The following is a 14,621-nucleotide window of genomic DNA, read 5'->3' as shown; positions in this document are numbered from 1 at the left end:
ATGCTTCTTCGCTACTTGTGCGCTTCTTTTTACTCTTTGTATCAACAGAATTACCCCACAAATTTGATGTACTCCACGATATCAGATATTTGGAAGCGACTTCTCATATATCAGCGATATACTATGCACTCAATAACTTATATGTTTCGCTCTTTCTATAAATACTTAGCTCAATGGCTATTTGTTAGTGTCGTGCTTGGGGTTGTGCCCTTTCTTTATTTCGTCAAAGAATTCGACAAAGCTCACGAACAAACTGTGCAAATGATCGAACAAAAAAGCCATTCTCAACTCGAATACAATAAGCACGAACTGCTTACTGCGTTTAATGACGTTTACAATTCCACTCAAATATTGTCAAACAACACCATGTTGTACAGCGCATTACGTCTTCCCTCCACCGAAAATATCGAAGCGGTACAGGCGTTTTGGTTATTAGCAGCTCGTATTCAAACCCTTTATTCTCGGCTCAGGCTTTTTGATATAGCGGGTAACGAATTAATTCGCGTGAATCAGAGTAATGGATCAACAGAAGCAGTACCAAGATCACAACTAAAAAACAAATTGCACCGAGACTATTTTCAGTATGCGCAAAACCTTTCCCCAAACCAAATTGGGATCTTCGGTGTTGATAGTGAAAGAGAAGAAGAAAATTATGGTACTACTTCCCAGATAACCGCAGTATTTAGGATTATTGCACCAATAGATTTTGATGGAAAAAGGCAAGGCTATTTTGTAGCAAATCTTAATTTAACCCAGTTGTACAAAAAATTTAACCAGAGGTTAAATTCACTGAGTCGCCCAGACATCATCAGTTTCAAGGGGCAGTATATTCATCATGAAAATGAGATCTTATCTCAACAAGAAAACCCGTCGAAATACCACCTGATGAATGTGAACAGTGTCGCCCCTATACTCTGGAAAAGTATGCAAGAGCAAGCTTCTGGCACGGTATGGGATAACAACCGCTGGTATAGTTTTACTCAGGTTCCTTTGCAATCCATATTCCCTGAAATGGAGCCAATTTACCTAATTCAGTCATTAAATGGTGATGCGCTCAATAAATTGCTTTCTGCCACAGAGCTAAAAATTAGCTTTCAAGCGGTTGGCATCGCGCTATTGGTAATGACGATTGCCGCCGGTTTTATTCGTTGGAACGCAAACCACGATAAAAACAGTATTGAGAGCAAACTGGCTAGAGCGGCGATGAATGGTATGTCCGCTATGGTGATTACCGATCGTAATAACCGCATTATCAAAGTAAACAATGAGTTTACCCGGATCAGCGGCTACACCTTAGCCGAGGTAAGAGGTAAACAACCTTCCGTTTTTTCCTCCGGTAAGCACAATCAAGCTTTTTACATGAATATGTGGAAAGTGCTGCAAGACGAAGGGCTATGGGAAGGTGAAGTCATTAATAAGCGTAAAGATGGCTCAATGCAAACCGAGATCTTACGTATTCAAACCATCCGTGATTCAGACGGAATTATTCAGTTTTATGTGGCCTCCTTTGTTGATATTAGTCATCGCAAAGAGCTAGAAAATCGCCTGCGTGAGCTCAGCGAGAAAGATGCGCTCACCAACATTTGGAACCGCAGGAAATTTGATCAAGAAATGCGTTCAGAATGCTTACGCGTAAAACGTTACCAAGCTCAAGTGCAGTCGTGCTTAGCGATTATTGATATCGACCATTTTAAACGTATTAATGATAAATTAGGCCATGCAGAAGGCGATAAGATCATTCGTTCTGTCGCAACACAATTAAGTGAGCACCTAAGAGAAACGGACTTTTTAGCTCGCATCGGAGGCGAAGAGTTTGCCATCATTATGCCTCATACACCACTGGCAGAAGCTGAGTTGGTCATGCACCGTTTACGAGTAGCCGTTCACTTAAATCATCGTTTAGAAGTGTCGATCAGCGGTGGCATCACTGACATTACAGAAAAACCAGAAGAAGTGTATAAACGGGCCGATATTGCATTGTATGAGTCAAAAGCTTCGGGGCGTAATCTTGTCTCGGTATTGACCAGTGTCGAGATGGAAGAATTTGCTTAACAATTAGCACCATTTAAGTGCATCGAGAAATAAAATGGGTTTATTTTCGTGCAATTATCGCAAACTTAGTTTGTAACGTATTGTTCGCTATCATTTTTACTTTTGGCTTAAAACTTGTACTACTCTCTAATATGGTAAATAGATTGCACATATTTAGGGAGAAATAAGATGCAAGAAACACTAACCGTTGTGTTAGCAGGTGGCGTCGGTTCGCGGCTATCTCCGCTAACTGATGACAGAGCAAAACCGGCTGTACCCTTTGGTGGAAAATATCGAATCATTGATTTTACACTCACCAACTGCCTACACTCAGGGCTGCGAAAGATTTTGGTCCTGACTCAATATAAATCTCATTCATTACAAAAACATTTACGTGATGGCTGGTCTATTTTCAATCCAGAACTCGGCGAATTCATTTCTGTGATCCCCCCGCAGATGAGAAAAGGCGGAAAATGGTACGAAGGAACGGCGGACGCTATCTACCACAATATGTGGCTACTTTCACGCAGTGATGCCAAACACGTCGTTGTTTTATCTGGTGATCATATCTACCGGATGGACTATGCGTCTATGCTCGAAGCTCATAAGCAAAAAAATGCTGCACTGACTATCGCCTGCATGGATGTCCCAAGAGAACAAGCTTCTGCCTTTGGCGTGATGAATGTAGATAATGACTTCAAGATCACCTCATTCATCGAAAAACCAAGTGACCCACCCTCCATGCCCAATAATCCTCATCGCAGCTTAGTTTCTATGGGGATCTACATTTTTGATATGGAAGTATTAAAAAGTGCTTTGGTTCACGATGCAGAACGGGAAAACTCGAGTCACGATTTTGGCAATGACATCATTCCCAAATTGATTGAAAGCCATGCTGTTTATGCGTATGAGTTTTGCGGTGACCGGGGGCGAGTCGCTAAAGATTGTTACTGGCGTGATGTCGGTACACTTGATTCTTTTTATAACGCTAACATGGATTTACTCGAACCCGTTCCACCAATGAACTTATACCAAAAAAACTGGGCCATTCGTACCTACGAAGCGCAATACCCACCTGCGCGCACGGTTTCTTCTGCAACAGGTAACGAAGGTATATTCATTAATTCGATCATTTCAAACGGTGTGATTAACTCTGGAGGTTCTGTACAACACTCCATTATTTCTTCAAACGTCAGAATTGATGATGGTGCAACAGTGGTCGATAGCATTTTATTTGATGATGTTGAAGTCGGCGCAGGGTGTCAGCTCATGAGATGTATTATTGATAAACATGTAAAAATCCCTCCACATACTCAAATTGGCTTAAACCCAGTTGAAGATGCCCAGCGTTTCCGTATTTCAGAAAATGGCATTGTTGTGGTACCCGAAAGTTATCAATTCTAAACCTAGATTTTTTTGCCCACTCAATTTATCCCTCATTAAAATGAAGCCTTAGCACACGCTAAGGCTTCTTACTTTACACTGAGTTCAAAACATACCGATTAATCACGCTCGGTTATGGGCACGTTGTTGCATCCCAAAACCAATTTGACTGAGTCGGTGACTCCCAAACGCCGGGGTTGTTTTTGGCAATAAAACATTTCCCGTTGTAAATCACAACATCGCCAGTTTTCACCTGTGTGGATCCGGGAACCCAAGTAATGACATTGCTAGGATTCGTGGTACCACCGGTATCGCCACCGCCAGTATCTCCACCGTCACTGCCACCAGAAGATAGGTCAGCAAGTGGAAGATCCGGTTGTTCAAACTTGAAGGCGTAATCGACACCATTAATGTTTACGCTGTAATTTGCAGGCCCAGAAATAGGCAGATAGTAAACCATATCCAACTCATACACGCCGCCTGCGGGCAGAGCTTTCCAGTTCGGCAAACTAAACGCTACGCGGTGCATGACACCGTCTAAGCCACCGACGTTGTTGGCGCGAGTATGGCCAGAAGCAATCACCTTCAAACCACCACCAGATTGGTCTTTAGCATTATCAGGTGCAGATACGGGGATATCAAACTGGAACTCAGTACCACCTGGGATCTCTTGACCTGTGTTGTTAGTAAAGCTGATTTTCGGATTGATTGGGTAGTTTTGATCACCCACCTTAAATCCACCAACGGAGACCGCGATGTCTACAGTTTCACTGGCAATCGTTCCTGTTGCAAGCGTGTTACCATAAGGCGTTGCCGACTTAAACTTGTCATAAATTGCTTTCGTCATGGTATTACCCATGTGGTATTCGCCATTTCCGCTTGCACAAGCTTGCTCTGTTGAATCTACTTGAGTGCGTTGACCATTAGCGTCCAATACATAACAGTTATAATCGCCTGCTAACTCCCAAAACATGATGCCGCCGATCTCTTTATCGATGACATAATCGGCTTTGGTGTTGATAGACTCTTTATCTTCGGTTGATAAGAACACCCATTTATGGGCATTCCACAGCCAAGGCGCGACGGCAACGCTGTCGTAGTGACGTTGGTAAAGACCGACAAGTTGATCGGCAGGCTCATTCACTGGATCAAGGTTATAAGCTTGGGCGTAAGAGCCCCAAATCCCCTTCTCTAGGTTTTTGGCATGCCACATTGGGTTTGAACCTGCGCCCATCTCGTTTCCTTTCGGATCGGTGTCGTGCCACATGTTGTCAATACCCACCGCGCCGTGACCACAGTTGTTTTTCTCACCCTCACCAGTGCCCGGAGCACATTCAGCTTGGTTAGGTAATGCCGCTCGCCCCCATAAACCATTCTCTCCACCCGTGACACCTTGCCAGCCGCGCGTGTAGTAAGGAACGCCGATGTTGATACGCCCTGCGGGCATAGAACCACGGAAATAATGATAAGCCCAGTCAGTGTTGAGATAACCAATACCACCGTATTGAGCCGTACCATATACGTTCCACTGTGCTAACTCTGAATCTTTACCAGTGTCATACAAAGCCGCGTTGTGACCCACGTGATCATTCCATGCGCCGTGTAAGTCATAAGACATGATGTTCACATAATCAAGATACTGAGTGACATCAAACGTCTCCATACCACGCAATAGATAACCAGAAGACGGTGCTGCAATCGTCAGCATGTAATGGTGACCATCTTGTGCCGATGCTTGATCAAGCTTCTGACGTAGTACCTTCATTAACTCTTGGTACGACGCCCATAAATAAGCACGGCGAGGTTCCATAATCGCTTTATCATCTGGATTACCTGCGCCCGCCATTGAGGTTGGATATTCATAGTCGATATCGACACCATCGAATTGATATTTACGAATCATTTCAACAGCCGATGTTGCAAATTTTTCAATACCAACGTGGTTAATAGAGCCATCAGCGTTGGTTGTCATCGTATAAAAACCACCATCGGCGACACGGTTGCCTGCCGTATCAAAGTGCCCGCCAGTTTCAGCCCAGCCTCCGATAGAAATTAAGGTCTTAACATCAAATTTTTTCTTCGCTGTTGCCAACGCACCAAAATGACCTTTAAAGCCTAATGCAGGATCAATCTCAACCCCTGGCCACTCTTTGCCCACTGCCGCATTATTGGGATCGTTCACATCGCCCACATTCACTTTGCCATCGGAACCTATGCTGACGAAGGCATAGTTAATGTGCGTGAGCTGCTCCCACGGGATGTCTTTTACAAGGTAAGCCGATTGCGGATCATCACCCGCACGCCAACTGGTGAAATAACCGATCACACGACGTGGATGATCCGCCCCCATGATCTCACGACCTTCCGCATCATAAACGGTGCAATAAGGTACATTCACACCTTCGGTTTGATATAAACCATCAGGACGACAATTATTAGCTATTGGCGCGCCACTGACTGTTAAAGTCGCTAACGTGGAATCTGTCGTCGCACCAAGGTTATCAGTGGCGCGTGCAAACACCGCCAAGTTACCCGCTTTTGTCGCAGTGTATTCTAAGGTATACGGAGCACTAACAGCCGTTCCAACCAGCGTTCCCGCAACGAAGAAATCAACTTTATCGACGCTTCCATCAGTATCAGCAGCGTTTGCGGTTAAGGTGACTAAAGCCCCCACGTCAACGGAAACCGCAGAGAGCGTAATATCAACGGTTGGAGCCTGATTGCCTGGTTGCTGTGCCTCTTTCACCGTTAAGGTCGTTGCACTTTTCACGCTGGCATCACCTTTATCATCGATGGCTACAACACTGAATTCATGCTGACCAGCGGTTGCGACCCACGTGGCTTTATAAGGTGCCGTGGTGACTATACCCACAATTGCACCATCGACAGAAAACTCGACTCGAGCAACGCTGCCGTCACTATCGGTTGCGTTCGCACTTAATATTACGGTATCACCGACAGCAATCACATCTACTGCGGAAGGTGAAGAGAGATTCGCGGTCGGTAGCTGGTTCTCACCACCGGAAGTGGCGCAAACATCCAACACTTTCCACTGGGCATAATCACCAGAAAAGTTGGCTGGATCGTTACCTTGAGTCCAATAGTTGGCTTGGTAGGCGGTACCACTGTGCTGAACCTTGTTACCGCCAGTATAAACTTTTGACGATTCCCAAGGGCTTAGTGTCGTGCAATCAACGGCTGCATAGCTGTTAAAAGCCATCAAGCAAGAGGCCGTTAAAGTGCTCAGTGTAAAAACACCCTTTGCCACTGTCCTGTTGTTTAAATGCATAGCTGCTCATTCCTTAAGTTATTGTTTCACTATAAAAAGCCTCGTATCAAGAAGAAACCAGACTTTAATTCTCACGTGAAACAACTGTAGGACAGAGCGATAAATAAGCACCTCAATTTGTTCAAATATCAAAAATCACTCGCAACAAGTTGCACTATTTCTGCAAAAGAGACATCGTTATTTTGCATCAACAACTAATTATTGGTTAATTTTCCGATTCTAAAAAAAGCGCCGAAATCAGAACAATATACGGACTGCCTGCCGGTTATTTAACTTACACACCATCAAAAAGAGCAAAAAACATGCAACAACACTAATTGTTACAAAAATGTAGAGTTTAACTTTATGCGCTATTTCTAACGCTGTACTCCTCTTGGGGTTTCATTAAAATGTCGCTTATATTCTCGACTAAACTGAGATGCGCTGGCATAACCAACTAAACGAGCGGCATCGTTCACACGCTTGCCTTCCACACGAATCAGCTCTTTCGCTCTGTTAAGCCTGACTTTTTTTAAATATTGTAAAGGAGATTCTAACGTCACCAGCCTAAAGGCGTGGTGAAACGCCGAAACACTCATATTGGCTTCTTCGGCGAGTAACTGAACGGTAATGGACTGATCATATTCTTGATGTACTTTACTCAACGCTTTGGCTATCCGGGCGTAGTGTCCTTCTTGATGAGCGAGATCAAAAAGCACATAACCGTGCTCGCTGGTTAATGCCCGAAACACAATCTCCTCGACTAAGCTTTCGCCAAGCACTTTAGCTTCAAGATCATCAACCAATGCAGACATCAAACGAATCGCACTTGCTTGCATCTTTGCGCCCATTTCTACTGATTTCAGCCCGCATTTTGATTTGTCTATGCAATCAGATAAAAAACCAGAAGCCTCAAGTCGATCAACCTGTTTAAGGAGAAGTGAGTGATCGATATTAATAGTCAAGCCCAATAACGGTTCACTTTCTGACGCAAAAGCTTCGCACTCAAGTGGTAAAGGTACCCCAACAACCAAGTAATCATTGGGGCCATAATTTACGGGTTGGCTACCAATATGAATGCGTTTATGTCCTTGCCCCAACAATATGATACCGGATTGATACACAAGGGGCTGTCTACCATTACCGCGGCTGCTGCGATAAAACAATACGCCCGGCACTGCCGTTTGGTGAATACCTTCCAAATGATCTAAAGATTGTTTTTCAATGTATTGCTGCATCAGTTGCGCCAGTTTACTCATAATGCCCCCTTATCAAAATTGAAGGAAGAATACGACAATTAGAGAATTAGGCAATTAATTTCGAGAAATTGGTCTATATTGACTGGATAATTAATACTAATATGCACATCGTAAAACACTGCCTTGGAGGCGCCGCCTCCTTTTCTATAAGCAAAGGTGAGAATAATGAAATTTACTTATGTTAACCCTACTCTAATTCACTTCGGCCAAGGCCAAATCTCTGCGATCAGTCAGGCGATTCCAACTGACCAAAAAGTGCTGGTGATCTACGGTGGCGGTTCGATCAAAAAAAATGGTGTTTATGACCAAGTCGTGAGTGCACTCACTGACCACCAATGGGTCGAGTTTTCAGGTGTAGAAGCAAACCCAACCAAAGAAACCTTAGATAAAGCGGTTGCTATCGTCAAAGAACAGGACATCGACTTTATTCTTGCCGTGGGTGGTGGTTCGGTTATCGATGGTTCAAAATACGTTGCCGCGGCGGCTAAGTATGATGGGGATGGCTGGGACATCATGGTGGGTAAACATCAAGTTACTGAAGCTACGCCTATCGGTGCAATTCTGACTCTGCCAGCAACCGGTTCTGAATCCAACATGGGCGCGGTCATTACCAAAGCACAAACACAAGACAAACTGGCCTTTATGGCTCCAGCGGTACAGCCTAAGTTCGCAGTGCTTGATCCAGATGTAATGAAATCACTGCCTGAGCGCCAGTTGATCAACGGTATTGTTGATGCTTGGGTACACGTCTGTGAGCAATATTTAACCTTGCCAACCAATGCAATGGTTCAAGACGGCTATGCCGAAACTTTACTTAAAAACTTGCTGGTATTGGGTCAACAATATGACCAGCGTGATAATGATGGATGGCGAGCAAACCTGATGTGGACAGCGAACCAAGCACTAAATGGCCTGATCGGTACTGGCGTTCCACAAGATTGGGCGACTCATATGATTGGTCACGAGTTCACCGCATTATGGCATGTTGATCACGCCCGTTCGCTAGCGATTGTGCAGCCTTCCCTACTGCGCAATCAACTTGAGAACAAACGCGCTAAACTTGAGCAAATGGGCAAAAATGTCTTTGGACTCAATCAAACTAGCGATCTTGCCTTACGCACAATCGATGCGATTGAAGCCTTCTACCACAGCTTGAATGTTCCAACTCAGTTTGCGGATCATAATAGCAGTAAGCAAGCGGCCATAGACGCAGTTATCGCTCAACTGAACGCACATGGAATGCTTGTTTTGGGTGAACAGCAAGCCATCACGCTTGAAAAATCACGGGAAATTTTGGAACAAGCTATCATTTAGCCTCATTTTTTAGACGAGTGAATAGTGATTTCCACATTCCAATAGCATAGATTCAGCTACATCAAGCAGCGCAATTGGGCGCTGCTTTTTTTGTACTTTTTTTGTATTGGATACTTTATGTAGCGGCCTTTCATTACCATGCCAGCATTATCAAACTGATCCACCACCTAAAATTGAAAAACTAATAACGACTTTTAAAGTCATCCTTTTCTAAACCATGTTTTTTCATTCGTAAGTAGAGCTTTTTACGCGGTACTTGCAAATAATTTGCGGCATCAGCGACGCGACCAGAATGGAGAAATAATGCATCTTCAATAATTTGCTTTTCGTAATCATCCACCAATTCATCAAGCGGTGATAAAAGATCAGACTGATTGTACAAACGCTCTTTTCCCGTCAGTTTTACAATACCTATCGCATATAATTCAGCTACATTTCTCAGCTCTCGTACATTTCCCGGCCATTGATGTGCACGCAGTAACGACAAATAACTCAGTTCTACCGCTGGCAAAGGTTTCGCCAATTTATTACAGCTCTGCTTGAGAAAATAATGGAACAAAGTAGCGATATCATCGGGACGATGTCGAAGTACAGGCACCTCTATCACGCCTTGGTTTAGCAAATAATAGAGCTCTGGCTGCAACCGATTAGCCGTAATCAAGGCTTCAGGTTCCGTACCTAAAATAGCAATCACGCGCGTTCGAGCTTTGCTTAGGCGTTCTTGGTTAAGCATCCTCTGAGTCAAATAACGCTGCAATTCTTCAGAAAGTAATTCGATGTGGTCTATTAGCAATGTACCGTTTTCACTTGCATCTAATTTTTGTTCAATCTGTGCGAGCGTGGTCGCTGATGAAACGGTTAATTCCACCAGAGATGAAGCATGATTACCCTGTGTCAGTTGGTGGATGAGATATGCAATAGTATGCCGTCCAACACCCGATTCTCCACAAATAACAACATGACTGTTGAGCATTGAATACTGAGCAACATGGTGACGAATTTGCCCCATTTGAGCGGATTTTCCGATGAGTTCGCATTTGATTGAGTTGGCCATAGCCGTTTTTTGTTGTACAAAATGACGACGAATATCGAGATTTTTCTTCACTAAGCTCAATAACTCCGCAGGATTGATTGGCTTTTCAAGAAAATCGCATGCCCCTATTTTGACCGCCTCTACCGCCATAGGAATGTCTCCGTGGCCAGTAATGACAATCACAGGAATATGCTCATCAATCGATTTAATCGCTTTAAGCAATTCAATGCCGTTCATTTGTGGCATATAGACATCAAGCAATATCACTCCAGCCCAATCAGAATGGATAAACTCACACGCTTTGGTGGGGTTAAGAAGTGCTTTTGACGGCAAATTAGCTATCGACATAAGATGCGAATATGAGTCAAGGACATCTTGGTCATCATCAATCAATAAAACAGAATAATTATGATTCATAAGGCAACTCCAGCACGACCATTGCACCTCGACTGACTGTCGAGGCAAGATAAATTTGACCCTTTATTTTTCCTATGAGCGAGCGGCAAATATTCAGCCCTAAGCCAACCCTACTTCTTTGGTCGTGGTAAAGGGCGTAAAGAGTTTTTCAACGACATCATGAGCAAATCCAGCCCCTGAATCGCATACTGCAACAACGTGATGCGTTGGCGTACTCGACAGCAATATCACGTCAACTTTTTTGTGCTCACATCCCACAACCGCTTCACAGCCATTTACCAACAAATTAATCAATACCTGTTCCAAGCCGATTTGATCTGCAATGACTTGAATTGGTTGATGAATATGGCTTTGCAATACTATCTGTTGACGTTTCGCTTTCGTTTCAACCAACAACATAGCCTGACCGATAACGTCAGTAATCAAGACAGGGGTAAGGGTTTCATCACTGCTACTTTTACGAGAAAAATGACGTAACCCATTGATGATTTTGCCCATTCGCTCTGTTAAATGTTCAATATGATCGATGGAATGTCTGATTTGCTCTGTTTTCTTCTGCTCTAAAGCAAGGTTTACGCTATAGAGATAAGTCGACATCGCGCTTAATGGTTGATTCAATTCGTGCGCTAAACTGGTCATCGTTTGCCCGACCACCGCCATTTTAGCGGCTTGTACTAACTCACTTTGTGTTTTTTTAAGATGGTTTTCGGTCCGGTGGTGCTGCTCAATTTCAGCGAGTAACTGATGATTTTTTTCACGTAATGAATGAGTTTTTGCTCGAACTCGCTCTTCTAATAATCGATTAGCGTGCTCTTGATCGGTAACATCCGTAATCGTGATGATAACTTTATCGCTTAAACCGTGGGTATACTTACGTAAATACAAGCGCAAGTAATAAGGTTTATTTACATCGCCTAACGATAACGTAATGACATCTGCACCATTTTCGATCAACTTAGCCTCTGGGTTAAACAGTGCTTGCAACTGCGATTGAGTTGACGTTGAAAAACAGAGCCAAAAGGCTTTCGGGTCCTCATTCTGGTCTATATTCAAGCGAACACGAGCGCTTAAGTTAGCCGATTCAATATAACCATCCAAATCACAAGTGATTAAACTCGCTTGCGTATTGTTAATCAAACTCAGTGCGTTGGTTCGGTCCATTTCCTCCACTTTTTTACCATACTGAACCAATTTTTCACTGATCCGGCCAATTTCATCTCTGCCGTCTACCACAATAGGGTGTGAAAGATCATTATGAATGATGGCATCTAAACTGTCGCTAAGGCGGTTAAGTCGGCCCACAATCCGACGATTGATGAAATAGTAAGTCAAAAACAAACTGATAATGATCGATAAGCTAAAGCAGACAAACAGAATACGGTTACCATGAGAAACCAGTTCCGTGGTCTCTTTTTTCGCTTGAACAAACGACTCATCGGCGTTGGCGACCAACATCGCAATATCAGTATGTTGGTGGAGAAGCTGTTGCTGAACTTCAGCTCGAATATCATCAAGCTGGGCATTTAAACGCACCATAGAACGTAAGTTTTGATGGAAAGAGCCATTCAAACTCAATACATCCATTAGCTCACTGAGTAATTGTTGATAGGCGATGGTTGCAGGTTGTGAAAAAATCGGCGCACTCTGTGCGTACAGTTCTTCAAGGCGGAACTGTAGTACTTTCATGCCATTATTCACTTGGCTAATATGCTTAGATTGGATGAGCTCTTTTGCGAACATAAACGTTTGAGCCTCACCATCTAGGATAGACTGGACAGCCCCTAAACTCGCAAACAGCATGTCGCTTTCATTACCTTTCATTTTTCGCTCTAGCTGCCACTGTATTTCTTGGCGCAGCGGAGTCAACTCAGAACCAATATCTTGATGTAGCCATTGGATCTGCTCTTGAAGTAACTCAATTTGACGACTTTGATCAATCCGTTGCCCGACCAGAAGACCAAATTGCTCACTAAGATTACGTAGCCGTTGATACCCAGCAAGCAGCCGTTGCTGCTCGCTGTTCAATTCAATCTCGCTTAATATTTTGCTGATCGTCGTTAAATTGTTATCCAAACGTTGCCGTTGCTCATCCAACTCAACTTTGTTACGCGTATTTGAGATGATTTCGATCCGTCTTTTAATTTCCGAACTACTGCTTTCGAGCAGATAACTGGCATTATATTTAGGAACACTTTTATCAAGCAGCTCGCTCACTTGATTATCTAAACTATTCCATGTTCCCCATGCGACGATGCTGACAATCGTCAACAGCAAGGTACTACAAGCAAAGGCCAAAACCAGTCTCGCGCCAATCGTGTTGTATTTCGGAAAAATCATGGCGTATCGACCCGGTCCAAGTTTTTTAGATCGGACAAAGCTTCTTCTAAGGTTAATGCCAACTGCATCTTCCAACGATGCGTCAGTTCCGCTACTTGCATAGAAATGGCGGCAGAGTGTGTCTCATACTGCGCCTCATCAACACTGATTTTTTGCCATGACTGATATACTACGGCTAACTCTGTTTCGGTCACAGGTAAAGAGAACACTCGAGTTTCAATATTTTCAATGAGCTTCAGAGCGGGTTCATTGTGTGCGTACTTGGTTTTAGCATGATTGATTGCGAGCCAAGTGTCTTTTAACTGAGGTAAGCGTTTGGTAATCGCAATTTCAAACAATAAGTTAACTAACTCCTCACGATGTGTAATGGATGCCATGGACAACTGTGTATATGCCTCATTAAACAGGGATTTATCGTTTATCGCATGTTTAGAAAAATCATTGCTATCCATATTCGTTTGTACCGCTTTTGACATCAATAAATCGATGAATGCCTTCGCATATTGATCATTTTCACGCAGGCTCACTTGGGAGACGTATGTGGGCATTAGGGTAAAACTTTCATCGTAGCGAAATTGAACGTGCTCAAATTTTCGTTCTAATATGCTGGCATAGCTATCAATCGTTGGGCCTATCCCAAATTGCCCTTTGGCTACATAATCACTCACACCAAAACTGCGTGAGGAAATTGTCCCTAAATTTGCCCCCACGTTCAGTAAAATCCGCCACCCTTGTTGCCAACCATATTTAGCAAGAATGCTCTCGACCATTAACTGAGTAGTACCCGAACGTGTTGGCGTACTCATCGTGATGTGGTCAAAATAGATAAAATTAGCCAGATCGGTGAACGACGTAGGCGTCGGTAAATGATGTAAGCTGAGATAGTCACGATTCCATACCAAACCAGCGCCAGAATAGCCTATCGTCACGACTTTATCAGTTGGCGGTAACATGTAGGGTTTTAACCATTCTGGTGGTTGCAAATGGGCAGGTAAGGTTGCGAGCTTATTGCTATTTGCTAAATGCTGCATTAAAAAAGGCGATGAGCTCAGCACTACATCAATATTCTGGATATAGCTTTTATTAAGCAGTTGAATACTCGATTGTGCTCTACGGTGGACAACTTGCACATCAACCCCTTGATACTGTTTGCTGAACTCTTCAATAAGAGGTAGCAAGGGTTCACGTGAAAATGTGGTCAGTATGACTAACTCATTCTCTTTTGCATAAGCGGTATTGATAGCCGCCGCTATCGATCCTAGTAGCACCATCCATTTGCACCAGCGTAATAAGGTACAAGAACGGAAAACCGCTTTTAAATCACAAAACCCTAAAAATTGTGCGTTCACTCAAAACTCTACCGTTTAGCTAAAAATAAATTATTAAACATTTGTGTCAGTTATGACGCAAAACAGCGTATTACAATTTCAATTTTATCAGCAAAACATAATTTACCCTTCGCTGAATTCCCATTTTTGACCCATTCACACTCTCAATTTGAGTCATTTCTGCCTCAAATTGGCACTTTTGAGCCCCATACCCATTTGTTTGAAGATGCATTCCGACAACGAAACAACCC

7 protein-coding genes and 1 pseudogene are annotated in these 14,621 nt (G+C 43.4%); 3 read left to right on the top strand and 5 right to left on the bottom strand.

The window, feature by feature from the left end; genetic code table 11:
• The first annotated feature begins 141 nt into the window (after positions 1-141).
• Together PL85_RS10940 and glgC are read left to right on the top strand one after the other, a co-directional pair.
• A complete protein-coding gene (locus PL85_RS10940; RefSeq protein ID WP_115340346.1) occupies positions 142-2,052 on the top strand; it encodes a sensor domain-containing diguanylate cyclase in 1,911 nt (636 codons plus the stop codon).
• Between the two features lie 168 nt (positions 2,053-2,220).
• Positions 2,221-3,435, top strand: a complete 1,215-nt coding sequence (gene glgC / locus PL85_RS10935; RefSeq protein WP_115340234.1) for a glucose-1-phosphate adenylyltransferase — start codon at positions 2,221-2,223, stop codon at positions 3,433-3,435.
• Positions 3,436-3,547: 112 nt separating this feature from the next.
• Here the strand turns inward: glgC and PL85_RS10930 are convergent, their stop codons facing one another.
• Together PL85_RS10930 and PL85_RS10925 are read right to left on the bottom strand one after the other, a co-directional pair.
• Positions 3,548-6,703 carry a chitinase C-terminal domain-containing protein gene (locus PL85_RS10930; protein WP_115340235.1) on the bottom strand — a complete coding sequence of 1,052 codons (3,156 nt, stop codon included), beginning with the start codon at positions 6,701-6,703 and terminating at the stop codon, positions 3,548-3,550.
• 356 nt (positions 6,704-7,059) lie between these two features.
• The gene (locus PL85_RS10925) at positions 7,060-7,941 is read right to left on the bottom strand and encodes an AraC family transcriptional regulator (RefSeq protein WP_017047225.1); all 882 of its coding nucleotides are present in this window, start codon (positions 7,939-7,941) and stop codon (positions 7,060-7,062) included.
• A 165-nt stretch (positions 7,942-8,106) separates the two neighbouring features.
• Between PL85_RS10925 and PL85_RS10920 the strand changes: the two genes are divergently transcribed.
• A complete protein-coding gene (locus tag PL85_RS10920) occupies positions 8,107-9,255 on the top strand; it encodes an iron-containing alcohol dehydrogenase (RefSeq protein ID WP_026029117.1) in 1,149 nt (382 codons plus the stop codon).
• A gap of 181 nt (positions 9,256-9,436) precedes the next feature.
• On the opposite strand, the gene PL85_RS10915 is transcribed toward PL85_RS10920, so the two are convergent.
• The 3 genes and pseudogenes from PL85_RS10915 to PL85_RS10905 form a co-directional block, all read right to left on the bottom strand.
• Positions 9,437-10,705 (bottom strand): sigma-54-dependent transcriptional regulator, encoded by a 1,269-nt coding sequence (locus PL85_RS10915; protein WP_013867894.1) that lies wholly within the window; start codon positions 10,703-10,705, stop codon positions 9,437-9,439.
• Positions 10,695-13,042 (bottom strand): annotated as a pseudogene (locus tag PL85_RS10910) (ATP-binding protein). The gene PL85_RS10915 and the pseudogene PL85_RS10910 overlap by 11 nt, the downstream one beginning before the upstream one ends.
• Positions 13,039-14,391 carry an ABC transporter substrate-binding protein gene (locus PL85_RS10905; protein WP_115340236.1) on the bottom strand — a complete coding sequence of 451 codons (1,353 nt, stop codon included), beginning with the start codon at positions 14,389-14,391 and terminating at the stop codon, positions 13,039-13,041. Before PL85_RS10905 ends, PL85_RS10910 begins: the two are co-directional and overlap by 4 nt.
• Positions 14,392-14,621 lie beyond the last annotated feature (230 nt).

The sequence above is a fragment of the Vibrio anguillarum genome (assembly GCF_001989995.2).
GTDB lineage: Bacteria > Pseudomonadota > Gammaproteobacteria > Enterobacterales > Vibrionaceae > Vibrio > Vibrio anguillarum.
The sequence above is the reverse complement of the archived record's forward strand: the minus strand, read 5'-3'. Positions and strand labels throughout refer to the sequence as shown.